We start from the raw sequence: 17,896 nt of genomic DNA, 5'->3' as shown, positions 1-17,896 counted from the left end.
CAACTGATTAGTTTAAATAATATTAATAGCTCTCTTGTCATAAAGGAGCGATAAAAAGTATAAACCAGCTTCTACAGGCCAATCAACTATCAAATTACTGAGTAAATCCGTTACCAGTTCTTCTTTATTCTGGTTTAATTTATCAATTATATTTATTAGCTCATCATGATATCTAATTTTCACCTTATATCCTCTTGCAAAAATCACCAATTCATCATCTATTTTTTCATAAAATGTTTTAAAGGGATATGGAGTGATAATTTTCTTATTATCCAGTATTTCATAATTATCAATTTCATACTTGATTTTATCAGTTAAGGTCACAGGAATACTCGCCCATCCCCCGTTGCTTAAAATCGCTAATTTATACTCTTTGTGGAGATACTTTAATAAATCAATAAAAGTCAGTCCTCTTAGATTTTCATTGAGATTTAGTACTGATTTAATATTTTCAAACGTTAAATCAATATCTTTGTCCTTATTCGGGCTTAAAATTTCGTCATCCTCATTAAGATGCTGCAGATGAAAGGCATCTAGAATTGCCGTAGTAAAATTCCTTTTTGTAGGATTGTTAAACCAAATTGTAAGTCCTACAGAAAATTGGTCAGAGAAGCCTATATGGTATTTATTCCAAGGCATATAATAGAGATCTCCTGTTTCAAAGGGATAACTTTCTGCGTATGGTAAAAGTGGTTCGACATCTTTATTATTATCTTTTTTACCGGTCAGTTCCTTATAATCTTCCTCGTTCCAATTGTACATAATTTTAGGACCAGGGCCCAGATGAAAATGAATAACATTTTCGCCTCTGGTATCCTGATGAATCCCTAAAGGAGTCCATCCGTAGTTTCCAATTAGTATGTGAGCACTTAATCCTGTTAGAGGAATACCTACTTTATCGAGCAAGGGCTGTATTTTTAATAATACATTACGAGCTAATTCTTCAGAAAATTTTTCAGTATGATTAATGATCATTCCAAATTTCTTATCTGAAAACACTCTATTAAAATATTCTGTAATATTTTCATTATCAAAAGGCGCGTGGTTTTCGAATAAATTGGTCATAAAAGTATTATCCTGTTCCTTCCCATCTAAGTATATTCTAAAACCATACTTATTTGTTTTTAATAAATATAATTCTTGTAGAATTTTAACTATTTCTTCATTTAAAAGAACAACATCCGCATCATTTATTACATCTTTAAATACTTTGGTCTCTGTAAAGTTTCCATTTTCTTTTAGGAAAAAATCCCACCATTCCGAAGAAAATGGTTTTATTTCTGCTAATATCTCTGTATTCATAGTTATATGTTTTTAAATTTTATAAGGCGGTGGATTTTCCACCGCCTTTAGCTGTAAAAACTTTAGTTTTTAGTTTGTTACTGTTGTTACTACATCTACAACAGTTTTAACTGTTCTTACAGTTTTAATAGTGTCAGCCATACCACCTTTGATCTCTGCAGATTCAAGCGGTGATAAAGTGCTAACATTCAAAAAATCTTTGGCATTGAATTTTTTCTTTTCCATGTTATTAATTTTTTAATGGGTTAAACAATCGGCAAACTTTTAAAGACACCAGAACTTTAACGTTCTGTTTTATACCCTCGTTGGTCTTTGTTTATGCGTTTATTTTTTAAGTCTGTTTTTTTCTTCTTCGTTACTTCCTTCTATCTGAGTACTTTTAATATCTTTATTACCAAATTTGTAAACTAATGACAGCCTTAAAAACCTTATATCCTCATAGTTTTTGTATATAATCTGATAATTATTGGTTATTGAAGTCTGGGTTATGATACTGCTTTTTAAAATGTCATTTCCAATAATTGCAAGACTCAGATTTTTATTTAAAAACAAAAATTTTAATGATACATCAAGCTGGCTGTATGCGGAAATTCTGTCTACTCCCGAAACTCCCTTAAAATTGTAAGAATAATTCAGTCCGAATAAAACGGTCTTTTCCTTATTAAGACTAAAAGTATTATTGGTAGTCAGGTTATAATTAAATCCGTCCACATTAGAGTTTATATATGGCACTGTTGATTTTGAATTAGAATAATACACATCAAAACTGTTATAACTTTGAAACCATTTTTTTAAGTTTAATGTATACGATTCTGAAAGACCTATGATTTGTGAGTTCAAATAATTTAAAATTATATTTGCCTGTAAATTATTATTCACTGGATCTATCAAAATAATACCGCCTGAACCATCTATTATTTTAGAGTAGTAAAGCTTACTTGTCCAATTATTTTTAAGAGTATAACTCAACTCCATGTTATGACTGTAACTTGGCTGAAGAAAGGGATTACCTTCAGAATACTGATATTTGTTATTATATAATCTAAATGGATTTAAATCCTCAAAATTGGGTCTATCTAATCTTCTGCTATAGTTAAATGAGAAAATATTATTTTCATCAGGAGTATATGTAAGATAAAATGTTGGAAATAATTTAGAATAATTATTCTTATTTATTTTATCCAAAGAAATTGAATTCCCCTCAGTTTGTGTAGTTTCAAATCTTAGACCCAGCTGGGTTTCCCATTTCTCGGATAATTTTTTGCTGGCATAAAAATACAGAGCTTCTGTATTTTCTTTATAAACAAACCGATTACTCTGTGCAGCATCATATATTGAACTTCCTGAACTAAGATTGTACAAAGCCAGATCTGTTTTATTCTTTGTAAAAGAAACTTTCCCACCAAAAATAAAATCTGCGAACTTAGTCGGAAAATCCACATCAACATTTGCCGAATAATTTTCAATATTCTGTTTTGAAATATTATTGGCAGAATAATATGAATTGGGAATTACCATATTGTTTGCCAACAAATTATTTGAGCTAAAAATCCTGTCTTGTGTATCTTTAAATTTCAAATAGTTAAAATTTGCTGAAATTTTTCTACCCAGCGTATCTAATTTATAAACGGAATAAAAATCTACAGTATTAAATCTATTTCTTATTCTGTTTTCAGCTTTATTAACGATTAAGGAGTCAATAGAATTACTAATATTATCTGTTATGGTTGAATAATCATTTTCTAAATTTCTTTTCTTGTTATTACTGGACATATACTGTACACCAATATTAAACTTGTCAGAAAATCTGTAATTTACACCCAATTTTCCACGAACCAAATCGTAATAGTTTCTGTTTGTATTTACTTCTCTCCATATCTGATTGGGATAAAAGAAAGTTGTATTATAGCTGGGAGCAATCGATCCGTTTGTATACCCCAAATCAGATTCAATAGAAATTTTATCTTTGTTATAATTAAAACTCCCTCCTATAGTTCCCGCAGGATAAGTGGTTTGTGTATAAGTACTTCTCACTGAACTGTTCCAACTATTTTGTTTTACTTTATTAAGCTTTATATTAATGATCCCGCTATTTCCTTGTGCTTCATATTTGGACGGCGGCACTGTAATTACTTCAATACTTTTAATATTGTCTGATGGTATTGTTTTTAAAAAACCGATAAGATCATCTCCTGAGAGTTTTATTACTTTATCATCCACCATCACAATCATTCCGCTTTTACCTATCATCGAAATTTTGTCATTGAGCACGCGTATTCCAGGTGTTACTTTTAAGGCATCAAGCGCATCTCCCCCCGTTGCAGAAATTGAATTTTCAACATTAAATACCAATCTGTCGATTTTTCTTTCAATCAATTTTTTCTTTGTAACAATTTCTATTTGCTCTATTTGCTTTTCTACAATCTTATTGATCGAGTCCTGAGCAAAAGAAAAGACAGATATTAATAAAAAAAGTAATGTATGTTTTTTCATTCTATTTTTCAGCGGAACCTACACTTTGAGTTTTCCAGTGAGTTCCTTTTATTGGAGGATCCTTTTGGTTTTCACTAGAGTCTTTTTCTTTTTTACTATCCTTTTGTAGAGTAATATTATCTGAAACAGTATTTGGATAATTTAGATCTTCAGTTTCCCTGCAAGAATTTAACAACACACAAAAAAGCCCAAGTAAGATTATAGTGATTTTGAATTTCATACTTTTTCAATATTTTTTTGGTTGATAATTTCCGACCAAAAGTCATCGATTATTTTTAGCAATATTAAAAGAGTACATCCTGTTTCACAAACAGTTGTGGGTAAGATTATAAAAATTATTACGTAATATTTTTTATAATTTTTACATTTCCCCTGTTTATTACTCTAATCATCAGTGATTTATTCTCATCAGTAAAAACATTTTTATATCATATAAACTTTTATTATATTAAAATAATTACATTTGAAGTGAAAAAAGAATTCCATGAAAAACAAATTAAAAAAGGAATGAATAAAACTATTTTCAGCTTTTTTGTTTTTTTTACAATCTGTCAACTGTCAGCACAGGATTATTATTCTGCGTTAAGAAATAAATATTGGATATATGAAGAGAATGATCAAAAAGCTTTTCATTATCTCAACATTTATATATCTAGAGCAAAAAAAGAAAAAAATTATGCAGAATTGTTTCAGGCTTATGATGATGCTATAAGATATTCACCAAACAAAAAAATAGAATATGCAGACAGTGCTATTTCTGCTGCAAAATTATCTGGAAATTCTGATCTTATTGGCAGTTCATATATAAGTAAAGGAGCGGTATATTATTTTACCTACAGAAAATTTCAACCAGCTCTGAATGAATATTTGAAGGCATATGAGTATACAAAAAATACAGATGATGAATTTCTAAAATACCAAAATCTATACCATATTGGTGTTGTAAAAAGCTATCTGGGGTATTATGAAGAAGCATTACAATTATTTAAGTCATGTAATGTATATTTTAAATCAAAAATAAAAACAAGTATACACCCTAATCTTATCAAGAATCATCAAAAAGGCTATCTCAATTGCTTACACCAAATGATTGTCTGTTATCAGCAACTGGGAAATTATACTGAATCTGAAAAACTTATAAAAGAAGGATTAGATGCTCTTCCAAAAGATCCTTTTTTCAATCTCGAAAAAAGTTATTTCTATAAAAGTGAAGCTATTACAGAATTTAATAAAAAATCTTATCAAAATTCTATTCAAATATTTAACAATGCATTGCCTGAATTCATAAAAATTAATGATTACACCTTTGCATCTGTCATTTACTACTATCGGGGATCTGCTTATGATGAACTAAAAAATACTGAAAAAGCTCTTTCTGATTATAAGAAAGTAGATTCTATCTTCAATAAATACCAATTTATTCTTCCTGAATTAAGAAACAACTACGAAAAACTTATTACATTTCACAGAAATAAAAACCAACCAAAAGAAGAATTATATTATACCAAGCAACTGCTAAAAGCAGACAGCATCATCTCCACTGATTTTAAATATCTTTCCAATCGTATACACCGAGACTACGATACAAAATCTTTACTTGAAGCTCAATCAAATCTTGAAAAAACCAATTCTTTCGGAAAGTTTTTACTCATATTAAGCTTCGTCGTAATTTTAGTTCTTATATTATTTTTAGCATATTGGCTGAGAAAGAAAAAAGAAATTCAGATTAAATATGAGGAGCTGTTAGAAAAAATCAGTTCAAAGAATACAAAAATAAAAGAAAATGCAGATCTTAATAAACTTACCGAAAAGAACTCAAAGATAGAAATAAAAACAATTCAGCTTCTTAAAAGTAAATTCTCTGATTTTGAAAAAAATAATGGCTTTCTTGAAAAAGGAATTACTGCTGGAAAACTTGCAATAGAGTTTGGAACCAATGCAACTTATATTTCACAATTTATGAATGAATATCAGGGCTGTAATTTCAATACTTATATCAATAAATTAAGAATAGATTACGCAACAGAAAAAATATACAATAATAAACTTTGGCAAAAATACTCTGTAGAAGATATAGCACTTGCCTGTGGTTTTAGCAATCGGCAAAGTTTTTCAAATTTATTTTATGAACAAAATGGCATTCGACCTGCTGATTTTCTCAAAAAACGAAAAGAGGAGATAAGACTAAAAAGAGTATCGTAAATATTTTAAGATTAAGTTGTAGCCACTAAAGCTTATATAATGAAGTCATTTAAACTTTTTTCCAAAGAAAAAAGTTTAAATGACTTCATTATATCCAATCCCGGCTAATAAGGCATTATTAATATCTCCAGCCACTCCTTTAAGGAAGTTTAATCCTAAGGAGTGGTTTCTTTTTAAATGTGAGATACAAGGTTCTATTGCTGCTCTTGCCCGGAATCTTAATCTGGCTACTTGTTGCCCATATTTTGTTTTCTCTTTTTTTGTGGGAAGCAAAATTGCTGTTCCTTCTACTTCTTTTACTCCCCTAAATCCTCGGTCTGTGGCTGCTTTCGTAGGTCTTGTTCCTCCAATTGATTTTCTTACCCGCTCACTTTGTGCCAATGATTCTTCCAAGGTTTTGCTGTCGTGAGGATTGCCGGAAAATCTTTTTACGGAACTGATGATGCCTGTTTTCCGACCTCGTACTACCGCCACTTTTGTCCCAAACTCGTAATTCTTTCCCGATTTTCCTTTCGCAATACAGGCAACCTGTGGTTCGTGAAGACTGTAAATTTTATCTTTCGTGTTGCGTTCTTGAGTGAGTACTTTGAGGTAAATTTTAAAAACTTCTTCGTAGTCTTTTAAAACGCTTACCGGGAGCTTCCTTTCCAATTCCCGAAGCACCCTTTTGCCAATCGTTCTGAGCTTTTTTCTTGCCATCCCAGTATCCTTTTGTCTTTTGGGATGGTGCCCGAAATAGGCAGTCCGAAGCAATTGTCTGCTTACTCTTTTGTAGCTTTGTCTTTGTACAACACCTTCTTCTTGGGCTATTTTACAGCAATTATCAATCACCTTTTTTGCCAGTTTGGCATCCGTAGGAAAAGTAATATTCTTTTCCCCAACGGTGGTGTCTATCTGAACTTCATCTTCTCTTTTGGCTTTCGGATGAAGGGAAACACTTTGTCCCAAAAGGAATTCCAAACCTTTCTCCCCAATTCTCTTTCTAAAATGTACAAAATTGCTGGGGTCAAATGGCTGTTCGGTCTGAAAAAAGGTTTCTCCGGTGAAATATTGCCAGTAAGCATTCTCAATCCATCGTTCTACAACCCTCTCATCGCTTTCTTTAAACATCTCCTTCAACAAAAGCATTCCTGCTATTTTGCGAATCGCAATAGAAGGTCTTCCTCCCTCTGAAAATAAATTTTCAAACTCTGACTCCATTTTATCCCAAGAAATCTCATGGGCTAATTTTACCAACGGATGCTCCATATTAATGAGCTCGGTAAGTCTGGTCTTGAATAAATCTTGCTGTAAATCCTGTTTTATTTTTCCTAACATTTTGCCACTTTCTATACCCTAAAAATAAGATTTATTGCAATTTTTCACAATCCTTTTAACCATATTTTTAAGGCATTATAATGAAAATCAAAATATTATCCCGATTTTAAGGAATGACTATTTAATCCATAGTTAGAAAAAGTACCTCCGTTGATCCTGAATAATCCATTTACCGTTACATTTCCTGCAGTATCGTTGATGAGTTGATAGACCTTTCCTCTGTTCGACGAAGTTGCAGATGGTAAAGTAACATCTCCCGATATTAAAACGGTATAATCGTCGTCTGCAACAGTTCCGGTTGATAATGTCCTGATTTTTTGTGAAGCTACAGCAGAAATCAGCTTGATCCATTTCCCGAAACTTCCATCAAAATAGTAATATCCGGAAGCCGTAACATCTATGGTCTGTCCTGCAGGAGCTATATCTTCCTGTGTAACGAAAACAATTGCTCCGTTTTGTGATGCAGTATAATTTTTTGCTCTCAATTGATCTCCTGTAATTCTCGGGGCAATTATCCCGTCAAATTTGAATGGATCTCCCGGATTGCCAATAACATCCAATGTCGCATTTGGATTTTCACTGTTGATACCGATTTGAGCGTAACTAAAAGAACCTACCAATAGTAAGGCAGGAAATAATTTTCTTATCATGTTAGAGTTTGTTTTTTTTAACAAAAATATATCTTTATTACACAAATCCTAATTTTAAATCAATAAAATTACATTTAGAACACAAAAAAGACAACCATATCGGCTGCCTTTTCAAATATTATGTTAAATAATTAAATTATTTTAAATCAAATCGATCAAGATTCATCACTTTTACCCATGCTGAAACAAAATCTTTCACAAATTTTTCTTTAGCATCAGAACTTGCGTATACTTCTGCAATAGCTCTTAATTCAGAATTCGATCCAAAAACAAGATCCGCTCTCGTGGCTGTCCATTTTTTATCTCCTGTTTTTCGGTCTGTTCCTTCGTAAAGTTCATTATCTTCCGAAGCTGATTTCCACTGGGTACTCATATCCAATAAATTAACAAAGAAATCATTAGAGAGTACTCCCGGATTCTGTGTAAAAATACCGTGAGAAGATCCGTCGAAATTCGCATTAAGAGATCTCATTCCTCCGATCAGTACGGTAAGTTCAGGAGCTGTAAGATTTAATAATTGCGCTTTATCAATCAGTAATGATTCTGTGGAAACCGAGAATTTTTTCTTTAAATAATTTCTGAATCCATCTGCTGCAGGCTCAAGATATCCCATAGATTCTACATCCGTCTGTTCCTGTGAAGCATCCATTCTTCCGGGCGCAAAAGGAACGATTACCGGATAACCTCCGTCTTTTGCCGCTTTTTCAACAGCAGCACTTCCTGCAAGAACAATAAGGTCTGCTAAAGAAACTTTTTTACCGCCTGTCTGATTTTCGTTAAATTCTTTCTGAATATTTTCAAGAGTAGTTAAAACTTTCTGAAGCTGTGCCGGATTATTTACTTCCCAGTCTTTTTGTGGAGCCAGACGAATTCTCGCCCCGTTTGCACCTCCTCTTTTATCACTTCCTCTGAATGTAGAAGCCGATGCCCAGGCTGTAGAAACCAATTCTGAAACACTTAAACCTGAATCTAAAATTTTTGATTTTAAAGCTTCAACATCTGAATTATTGATTAACGCGTGATCCACTTCCGGAATAGGATCCTGCCATATTAATTCTTCCGCAGGAACATCCGGCCCTAAATAACGAGCTTTTGGTCCCATATCTCTGTGTGTCAGTTTATACCACGCTCTTGCAAATGCGTCAGCAAAAGCATCCGGATTTTCATAAAATCTTCTTGAAATTTTCTCATAAACAGGATCAAACCTCAACGAGAGATCCGTTGTAAGCATTGTCGGTCTGTGTTTTTTATCAGGATCAAAAGCATCCGGAATAATTTCTTCACCATTTTTGGCAACCCACTGATGCGCTCCTGCAGGACTTTTGGTAAGTTCCCATTCATTTTCGAAAAGATTTTTAAAGAAATAATTGCTCCATTCCGTCGGAGTTTCCGTCCAGGTTACTTCCAGTCCGCTGGAAATAGCATCCGGTCCTTTTCCGGATTTATAGGTACTGTTCCACCCGAATCCCTGCGCTTCAATTCCTGCTGCTTCCGGCTCTTCTCCTACATGATCTGCTGGTCCTGCTCCGTGCGTTTTACCAAATGTGTGACCTCCCGCAATTAAAGCAACAGTTTCTTCATCATTCATTGCCATTCTTCCAAACGTATCGCGAATATCTTTTGCTGCTGCAATAGGATCAGGATTTCCGTCCGGACCTTCAGGATTTACATAAATAAGTCCCATCTGTACCGCAGCCAAAGGTTTTTCTAAATTTCTTGTATGGATATCTCCGTCTGCATTATCATCAGTAGGAAGAACTCCTCTGTTTTCCACCACCCCGTCTGAGCCGTGTGCATAACGAAGATCTCCGCCCAACCATGTTTTCTCTGTTCCCCAATATACATCCTGATCCGGTTCCCAAACATCTTCACGACCTCCCGCAAATCCGAACGTTTTGAATCCCATAGATTCTAAGGCAATATTCCCGGTAAGGATCATTAAATCTGCCCAGGAAATTTTCTTCCCGTATTTCTGTTTAATGGGCCAAAGAAGTCTTCTCGCTTTATCCAGACTTACGTTGTCCGGCCAACTGTTCAAAGGGGCAAAACGCTGCTGTCCTGCTCCTGCTCCGCCTCGCCCGTCACCTACACGATACGTTCCTGCGCTGTGCCAAGCCATACGGATAAACAAAGGTCCGTAATGTCCGAAATCTGCAGGCCACCAATCCTGAGAATCCGTCATTAGAGCATGAAGATCTTTTTTTACTTCTTCCAGATCCAGACTTTTAAAAGCTTCTGCATAATTGAAATCTTTCTCCATCGGATTAGACAGATCAGAATGCTGACGAAGAATATCTACTCTTAACTGATCCGGCCACCAGTCTATATTTTTAGTACCGCCTCCTGCAACATTTTCTTTTTTCATCGTTCCGTTGTGAAAAGGGCATTTGCTGATGTCTCCTGAAGTATTTTCCATATTGTTTAAATTTTTATGTTGTTTTACGTTTTACTGAATGAACAATACAAACTTACCATTGTTATTATATAAATACAATCTATTGAAAAAATTTTTACGATAGTTAAAAACAATAATTTAAATCAAAATACTGTTTTGCAGCTATTTACAATTCCAAAAAATTAATCATTCAATTAAGTTAAGCATTTTTTACTTTAATTTAAATAATCTTCAGCAGTTAAAAATCATATTTAGAACAATTCAAGACAGTGATGAGATTTCCTGAATTTTATCCTTTTTATTTATCTGAAATTTAAGTACCTTTATCTATTCAGAAAACATAAAATTTTAGCAATGAAAAAAATATTGGTTGTAATTCTTGTCGCTTTTATCATCATCCAGTTTTTCCCAATTGATAAAACCAATCCGGCTCCGACTCCCGGAATGGATTTTTTAAAGATCAAAAACACACAGCCCGAAGTGGCACAACTGATTAATAATTCCTGCTATGACTGCCATTCCAACGAATCCAGATATCCGTGGTATTCTAATATCGCTCCTGCCTCATGGATTCTGAAAAACCATATTGATGAAGGTAGAAAAGAGCTTAATTTCTCTACTTTTGCGACTTATCTTCCCAAACAGCAGGTTCATAAGCTTGATGAATGCATAGAGATGGTCGAAAAGAAAGAAATGCCTCTGGAATCGTATTATATCGGACATCAGGATGCGAAACTTACCGATGCGCAAAGAAAAATATTAGTAGATTACTTCAAAAAAGAAAAAGCGGAAACCGAAAGAAAAATGGCTCTTTAAAACCAAAAATCATGGAGGAAAAATGGATGGGGAAACATATTGTATTTTTTGACGGCGATTGCGGAGTCTGCAATTTCTGGGTACAGTGGATTCTTAAAAGAGATCACAACAACAGATTTCTTTTTGCCTCCCTGCAATCGGATTTCGGACAGACATTTTTATCCGAAAGAAAACTAAATACGGAAGTCTTCAACACGCTTTATTTGTGGAAACCAAATCATTATTATCTTGAAAAATCCAACGCGGTTCTGCAAATTGCCAATATTTTAGGCGGAATTTATCAGCTTTCAGCCATCGGAAAAATAATTCCCCGATTTTTCAGTGATACAATTTATGATCTGATTTCAAAAAACAGAATGAAACTGGCAAATCAGAAATGTTATCTGCCGACTCCGGATGAAAGGAAAAAATTTATAGAGGTTTGATTTTATTTAAATTACGTTTCTCACGAATAAACAAAGACTGCCTTTTCAAAAAAGCAGTCTTTTCATTTTAAATTGTCGAATCCTACTGGTTCAAAGACCAGACAGAATAAGATTTCGGAGCGCATTGAATTTTCACCCATTTGTCGCCCTGCGTTGTAGGATACCAGCTTGAACTTCCTGTAAAATCTTTAATCTGCTGACTTGCCCAGTTCGTCTGAATCCATCTTTCCTGCCACGTTGAAGAGTTATTGATGTAAACTACCAATCCCGGATTTCCGTTGTAGCCGTTTCTTCTTGCAATGTATTCGTCGTTATCCGTATATAAAATAGAAGTTGTTCCGGTAGCTTTGTTATTGTGAATCCAGATCAGGTTGTTTAATCGCTCTTTGTTTAGCCATTCTTCGTAATCTCTGTAGAAAATCGTAGGATATCCTTCGTGCGTTAAAATATAAGCATACGCCAACATTTTATTGTAAATGATGTCTGTATCGTGATTGGCAACAAAAGTCACCGCTTTAAAAGGATTTCTTTTCCACATCATATCATCATTCAAAGCATTCAAATTATTGTTATCAAATGCTTCATCCATCTTATAATAGGCTGCAAAATCAAAAACCGAACTGTTGGCATTATTTGCCCACCATTCCAGCGTATTTACATTAGAATCCCATAATTCTCCCACAGAAAATCCACCTACGTTTGCATTCCATTTATTAACCACCCATGGTCCGAAACCTTTTACATAATCGAATCTCCATCCGTCAAACTTCATGACGTTTTTGTAATACTTAGCAACAGAATCATCCCTTTCCCAAAGCCAGCTCTGCACATAAGGATTGGCATGGCAAAGATCCGGAAAACCGCCGAAAGCACCTTCATCATTATTGCCGTAAGAATTTTTGTAAAAATCGTTGTAATTTCTTGGAAATTTTCCCGATGCTACTCCCGAAAAATTTGTCCAGGTACTGGTTCCTGTGTAAGGATTCGCTTCCGACTGACCACCACTGTTGTGATTGATGACAATATCGGCGTACACCTGCATATTTTCGTCATGAGCTTTTGTAATCAGAGCTTCCAGTTCCGCTCTTGATCCGAAACGTGTTTCCACACTTCCATTCTGGTTAAAATTTCCGAAATCGTAATAATCCGTGGGATCGTAACCCATAGAATAGGCTCCGTTCTGGGCTTTTGAAGCCGGAGGAAGCCATATCGCTCCAATTCCTGCATTCGACCAGTCGGTTACTTTGGTTTTTACGGTATTCCACCAGTTCCCGCCATCCGGAACATCCCAGTAAAATCCCTGCATAAGGACACTTCCACCCGGTCCGGCAACAAATTTTGAGGTGGAAGAAACTCCCGCTCCTGTACTGAAAGGGCGCCCGTCATGATTGGTGACATTCACAATTTTATCATGAATCTCTAACTGTTTAGAGTCTTCAGTGACGATCTCATCATTGTTCTGGCAAGAACTCAGAATGCCTAAAGCCAGCAATGAGAGTAAAATGTGTGTTTTTTTCATGTTAAAAATTTTAAATTATTAAAGTATCAACTAAAATACAATTTTATTGAAATAAATTCTAAACCAAGTGAAATAATTTTAATTTTATCCAACAAATCCCTTCAAATCGTTATTCGGAAGATTCATTAAAAAATCATAAACTTTTAAGATTTTCGGTACAATTTTTCCATTATTCCATATATTTGCAGACTATGGAATACAATACCCAAAAAACTCAGCTTCATTTGCCGGAATACGGCAGAATTATACAACAGTTGGTTGAACGTTGTAAAGAGCTTCCTACAAAAGAAGAGAGAAGCGAAATGGCAATGGCGATCATTGATTTTATGGGTCAGAGAAACCCGCAGCTGCGAGACGAAGAAAATTATAAACATAAACTTTGGGATCATCTCTATATTTTAGCCAATCATGAATTGGATGTAGATTCTCCCTACCCTTTTCCTACGAAAGAAGAACTTGAAGAAAAACCGAAGAGAATGGAATATCCAAAACTTCAGGGTGATTTTAAATTTTACGGGAAAAGTATTCTTCAGTTAATTGAAAAAGCCATCGAACTTGAACAGGGCGACGAAAAAGAAGCTTTGATCGAGGTGATTGCCAACAATATGAAGAAATCTTACAATGTCTATAATAAAGAACACGTAACGGACGATGTAATCTTCCGTCACCTGAAAGAACTTTCGGAAAACAGGCTGGATCTTACCGGAATAGATTCTCTTGAAAAGAGCAAAATCTATTACACGACCAATAATAATAACCGAAATAGCAACAATAATAACAGGAATAACAACCGAAACAACCAGAACAACAAAAGAAGGCACAACAACAATAATAACAACAATCATAATAAAAGAAAGTAGATATGAGTGGAACATTTCAAATAAGAGGAGGAAAAAGACTGCAAGGTGAAATTACTCCACAGGGAGCTAAGAACGAAGCTCTTCAGATTCTTTGTGGTGTTTTGTTGACAGATGAGGAAGTCAGAATTAAAAATATTCCCGATATCCACGACGTTAATCGATTAATTGAGATTCTGGGCGACTTTGGTGTACAGGTTACCAAAAACGGACACGGCGATTATACTTTCAAAGCTGATAAAGTAAATTTTGATTATATAAAATCAAACGAATTTAAAAAAGACGGCGCAAAACTGAGAGGTTCAATCATGTTAATGGGACCAATGTTGGCGAGATACGGTGAAGCGTATATGCCGACTCCGGGAGGCGACAAAATCGGAAGAAGAAGACTAGACACTCACTTTCAGGGACTTGTAGAACTGGGTGCTGAATTTCATTACGATGAGGAAGAATTCTTTTATTCATTAAAAGCGAAAGAACTCAACGGTAAGTTTATCCTGCTTGAAGAAGCTTCTGTAACAGGAACAGCCAACATCGTGATGGCTGCCGCTTTGGCAAAAGGAAAAACAAGAATTTATAACGCGGCTTGCGAACCGTATCTTCAGCAGCTTTGCAAAATGCTGAACAGAATGGGAGCCAATATTTCAGGAATCGGATCCAATTTATTAACCATCGAAGGGGTTTCTCATCTTCACGGAACGGAACATACCATGCTTCCGGATATGGTGGAAATCGGTTCATGGATTGGTCTTGCTGCTATGACAAAATCTGAAATCACCATTAAAAACGTAAACTGGAACCAGCTTGGTGTTATTCCGAATACATTTAGAAAACTGGGCATTCAGCTTGAGCAGAGCAATGACGATATTTTTATTCCGGCGCAGGAAAATTACAGAATTCAGAAATTTATCGACGGATCTATTTTAACGATTTCCGATGCACCTTGGCCAGGATTTACTCCGGATTTGTTATCGATTATTCTGGTGGTGGCAACGCAGGCAAAAGGAAGTCTGCTGGTTCACCAGAAAATGTTTGAATCCAGATTGTTCTTCGTAGATAAACTGATCGATATGGGAGCGCAGATTATTCTTTGCGACCCGCACAGAGCAACGGTAATCGGGCTAAATCAGGAAACTCCGCTGAGAGGAACGACGATGGTTTCTCCTGACATCAGAGCAGGAAATGCTCTTTTAATTGCTGCCCTTTCCGCGGAAGGAAAATCTATTATCCACAATATCGAACAGATCGACAGAGGTTATGAAAATATCGACGGAAGACTGAAAGCAATCGGAGCGGATATTGAGAGAATTTAATTTTTATTTTAAAATACAGAGACCACTTTTTGAGTGGTCTTTTTTTAGCTTTAGAAACTGTTTAAATTTGATTAAATATTCAAAAATCATCATTCCAAAATTATATTTACATTACTAATTATAAAGCAAACAAAGAGTAATCAAAAAGTTGATTTGATCAAACGGCGTTTTCAGGTTTCATGAAGCAAGTTTTATTTGACTTTGCTTTCTGAAAATAAGATGTAAAAAAATGAATTAAACCCTGCACCAAAAAAAATAATTATAAAAATTTAAAAAGGTTCTTAATTTCAACAAAAAATAAAAACGACCGGTCACAAAAAATGTAACGGTCGTTTGTTGTAATTAAAACTATATGAATTTCTTAAGTATATTTTCTGCACGTATATTCTACCGTGGTACTCAAAAGCTTATTTTTTTCCAGATAAAACTCTAACTGATTAAAATCTTCTGAGCTTACATTAATATATAACTGAACCGTCCCGAAACTTCTTCCCTCCACATATTCTACGTTAGCGGATAACACTTTATGACAGATCCCGAACTGATGATAAATGGTATTCATTAAATGTTCGAATTTCATTTTACCATTCAGCTCTATTTCCAGTATCCATTCTTTTTTGGGAATGTTTAATTGATTTTGTAAAACCTGTAGTCCCGGATTTGGTGTTACCATAACTCAACATTTTAGGGTTAAACTTTCAGAGAAAACTTTTTTTTCAGATTTAATATTCTGTTGCTCTGTGCTAATTGTCTGACAAAAATATAAAAAAATATTAGTCTACAAAATTAGTAGGGTAATATTTTTTAATTTTAATCAAATTTTTTTCTGATGTTTATTTTTCGGTTAAAACCATTTGATCTTTCCAATAACAAAAAAGGCTAAAGCTCTTTTAATTTTAAACATTGCAAAGGCGCAAAATATCATTAAATACTACATCGTCTTAAGGCGCAAAGATTTTATCTACGATAAAATTAAGCATGAATCCTTATTGAAATTCTTTGATTTTCCTGCGCCTTAAAGATTTGAGACTAATAAAAATCTCGCGTCTTTGCGTTTTCCAACAAGAATATTTTTATTTATAAAAAAGTTTAAACAAAATTTGGATTTAAATGGATTCAAATGCTTCATTTTCAAAATAGATCTATAGCAGAAAACAAAGAAAATAGTAATTTGAAGTACTATTAAGCCAGACAATGCTAATTCGCTTGTCTAACTAACACAAAGCTTTCATATAAGGTTTTGCTTCTTATATCCTTATATCAACTTTAATATAATTTATGTTTTATTTAAGTTCCATCACTCTTTCCAGTTTTTGAGAAGCAGCCAGACCATTCGGATTGCATCCTAATTCACCTTCGGGAACTTTCAGATTTTTCTTTTGATAGAATTCTTCCCAAAAAGCATTTGTTTTTCCTGTTTTCGGATCGATGAAGGTCATTGGTTCCAGCTTAAAAATATGATCTTCCCGAAAAGCTCTTTCTATAAAATCTGAACAGTAATAGGAATTTTCGTCCAGAATATAATTGAAATTGTAAGGTTTACCTACCATCGATTCTGCCTTTTCAAGCGCAGAAGGAATCGATTTCTGGTATTCGGATTTCAGACGGTATACTATAATCCGCTGTCCTTCTTTGGACTGATCTTTCAGGAAATCTTTTATCTCCTGCTTCTGCGAACCGCCTTTTGGAGCGGCGTGAAGCACGAAAATTCCGTCTTTACTTTTTTCCACAATACCGATGTGGTCGAAAGAAGCATTTTTCTGCTTTTGAGTGACATTATTGATTGCCCCGGAAAGTCCCGTTTCTTTTGCAGTCACAAAAAGCAAATCTCCGTTCTTCAAACCTGAAATCTGTGAGTTTTTACACCCAATTATCAGGACAAAAAGGAAAAAAAACGTAAAAACTTTCAGTAAAAAATTATTTCTTTTTAAAATTGGCTTCATAAATATCAATCCATTCTTCAACAGTCATTTTTTTGCTCATTTCTGCCAGTAATTCCATCGGAATATCTTCCATTTTTTTGAAGCGGACGCAGGATTTCCCCATATCCAGCTTTTTTTTGGAATGTTTCGGAAATTCTTCTACAAACCAGTTCAGCAGTTCGGGTTTCGCATACATTCCCATGTGATACAACGCAACGAAATTTTTCTGGGAAGCAATGCTGATGAAAGGCAAAGGCGATCCGGGTGTACAGTGATAACCGTCGGGATACGTTTCCAAAGGAACCGCCCAACCGATCATTCCGTAGCTTGAACCCTGCGTAAAACCTTCGGGTAAATTATCGTTAATTGTCTGATACATTTTTCTGAATATTTCCTGTCTTTCTTCGGGAATCTGGGAAATATAATCATCAACGGAAACGGATGGAATCTGCATATTTTTCAGTTTTAATAATTCTCCAAATTAACAAAAATTTAGCGGAACAGGATTTTAAATGAATTATTTTGTTTTAACTTTTTTGATTCACAGGTTTTAACCTTGATGCTTAATTGAACACAAAGCTCACGAAGGATTTTTAGTTATGAAATCTGTTTACACATTTTATTTAACCGCAAAAGTCGTAAAAGATGAACTAATTGTTTATTTAAAGCTGGCGATTATAAATAA

Annotated in this window: 16 protein-coding genes; 5 read left to right on the top strand and 11 right to left on the bottom strand. The window is 34.3% G+C overall.

Translation table 11 applies throughout. The features are described 5' to 3' along the window. Window positions 1–12: 12 nt before the first annotated feature. From QWT87_RS13700 to QWT87_RS13685, 4 genes are all read right to left on the bottom strand, one after another. Window positions 13–1,302 carry a hypothetical protein gene (locus QWT87_RS13700; protein ID WP_302716539.1) on the bottom strand — a complete coding sequence of 430 codons (1,290 nt, stop codon included), beginning with the start codon at window positions 1,300–1,302 and terminating at the stop codon, window positions 13–15. Between the two features lie 69 nt (window positions 1,303–1,371). Then, entirely contained in the window at window positions 1,372–1,527 is a 156-nt protein-coding gene (locus tag QWT87_RS13695; RefSeq protein ID WP_165796729.1) for a hypothetical protein, read from the bottom strand. Window positions 1,528–1,626: 99 nt separating this feature from the next. Next, the gene (locus QWT87_RS13690; RefSeq protein ID WP_302716538.1) at window positions 1,627–3,795 is read right to left on the bottom strand and encodes an outer membrane beta-barrel family protein; all 2,169 of its coding nucleotides are present in this window, start codon (window positions 3,793–3,795) and stop codon (window positions 1,627–1,629) included. Window position 3,796: 1 nt separating this feature from the next. Then, on the bottom strand, window positions 3,797–4,015 hold the full coding sequence (locus tag QWT87_RS13685) for a hypothetical protein (protein WP_076390943.1): 219 nt from the start codon (window positions 4,013–4,015) through the stop codon (window positions 3,797–3,799). Between the two features lie 248 nt (window positions 4,016–4,263). Between QWT87_RS13685 and QWT87_RS13680 the strand changes: the two genes are divergently transcribed. After that, window positions 4,264–5,997 carry a helix-turn-helix domain-containing protein gene (locus tag QWT87_RS13680; RefSeq protein ID WP_185208462.1) on the top strand — a complete coding sequence of 578 codons (1,734 nt, stop codon included), beginning with the start codon at window positions 4,264–4,266 and terminating at the stop codon, window positions 5,995–5,997. A 75-nt stretch (window positions 5,998–6,072) separates the two neighbouring features. Here QWT87_RS13680 and QWT87_RS13675 read toward each other — a convergent pair whose 3' ends face one another. The 3 genes from QWT87_RS13675 to katG all read right to left on the bottom strand — a co-directional run bounded on the left by QWT87_RS13675 (window position 6,073) and on the right by katG (window position 10,380). Next, entirely contained in the window at window positions 6,073–7,314 is a 1,242-nt protein-coding gene (locus QWT87_RS13675) for an IS5 family transposase (protein ID WP_302716537.1), read from the bottom strand. Between the two features lie 95 nt (window positions 7,315–7,409). Next, complete coding sequence (locus QWT87_RS13670; RefSeq protein ID WP_302716536.1) at window positions 7,410–7,964, bottom strand: hypothetical protein; 555 nt, start codon at window positions 7,962–7,964, stop codon at window positions 7,410–7,412. Window positions 7,965–8,100: 136 nt separating this feature from the next. Next, a complete protein-coding gene (gene katG, locus QWT87_RS13665) occupies window positions 8,101–10,380 on the bottom strand; it encodes a catalase/peroxidase HPI (RefSeq protein WP_302716535.1) in 2,280 nt (759 codons plus the stop codon). A gap of 333 nt (window positions 10,381–10,713) precedes the next feature. On the opposite strand from katG, the gene QWT87_RS13660 reads away from it, so the two are divergent. Together QWT87_RS13660 and QWT87_RS13655 are read left to right on the top strand one after the other, a co-directional pair. Next, complete coding sequence (locus QWT87_RS13660) at window positions 10,714–11,175, top strand: heme-binding domain-containing protein (RefSeq protein WP_087712380.1); 462 nt, start codon at window positions 10,714–10,716, stop codon at window positions 11,173–11,175. An 11-nt stretch (window positions 11,176–11,186) separates the two neighbouring features. Further along, window positions 11,187–11,600 carry a thiol-disulfide oxidoreductase DCC family protein gene (locus QWT87_RS13655; RefSeq protein WP_302716534.1) on the top strand — a complete coding sequence of 138 codons (414 nt, stop codon included), beginning with the start codon at window positions 11,187–11,189 and terminating at the stop codon, window positions 11,598–11,600. An 82-nt stretch (window positions 11,601–11,682) separates the two neighbouring features. Here the strand turns inward: QWT87_RS13655 and QWT87_RS13650 are convergent, their stop codons facing one another. Beyond that, window positions 11,683–13,119, bottom strand: coding sequence for an alpha-amylase (locus tag QWT87_RS13650; protein ID WP_302716533.1), 1,437 nt, complete (start codon window positions 13,117–13,119; stop codon window positions 11,683–11,685). 191 nt (window positions 13,120–13,310) lie between these two features. Between QWT87_RS13650 and QWT87_RS13645 the strand changes: the two genes are divergently transcribed. Together QWT87_RS13645 and murA are read left to right on the top strand one after the other, a co-directional pair. Continuing rightward, window positions 13,311–13,979: a DUF4290 domain-containing protein gene (locus tag QWT87_RS13645; RefSeq protein ID WP_302716532.1), complete on the top strand. Its 669-nt coding sequence runs from the start codon at window positions 13,311–13,313 to the stop codon at window positions 13,977–13,979. A gap of 2 nt (window positions 13,980–13,981) precedes the next feature. Continuing rightward, window positions 13,982–15,289, top strand: coding sequence for a UDP-N-acetylglucosamine 1-carboxyvinyltransferase (gene murA / locus QWT87_RS13640; RefSeq protein ID WP_302716531.1), 1,308 nt, complete (start codon window positions 13,982–13,984; stop codon window positions 15,287–15,289). Between the two features lie 361 nt (window positions 15,290–15,650). Here the strand turns inward: murA and QWT87_RS13635 are convergent, their stop codons facing one another. The 3 genes from QWT87_RS13635 to QWT87_RS13625 all read right to left on the bottom strand — a co-directional run bounded on the left by QWT87_RS13635 (window position 15,651) and on the right by QWT87_RS13625 (window position 17,665). Beyond that, window positions 15,651–15,962, bottom strand: a complete 312-nt coding sequence (locus QWT87_RS13635) for an NIL domain-containing protein (protein ID WP_302716530.1) — start codon at window positions 15,960–15,962, stop codon at window positions 15,651–15,653. Between the two features lie 610 nt (window positions 15,963–16,572). Next, entirely contained in the window at window positions 16,573–17,130 is a 558-nt protein-coding gene (locus tag QWT87_RS13630) for a YiiX/YebB-like N1pC/P60 family cysteine hydrolase (protein WP_302716529.1), read from the bottom strand. A gap of 76 nt (window positions 17,131–17,206) precedes the next feature. Beyond that, window positions 17,207–17,665 (bottom strand): DUF1801 domain-containing protein, encoded by a 459-nt coding sequence (locus QWT87_RS13625; protein WP_302716528.1) that lies wholly within the window; start codon window positions 17,663–17,665, stop codon window positions 17,207–17,209. Window positions 17,666–17,896 lie beyond the last annotated feature (231 nt).

Origin of the sequence: Chryseobacterium urinae (genome assembly GCF_030518295.1) — a bacterium.
GTDB classification, from domain to species: domain Bacteria; phylum Bacteroidota; class Bacteroidia; order Flavobacteriales; family Weeksellaceae; genus Chryseobacterium; species Chryseobacterium mucoviscidosis.
The sequence above is the reverse complement of the archived record's forward strand: the minus strand, read 5'-3'. Positions and strand labels throughout refer to the sequence as shown.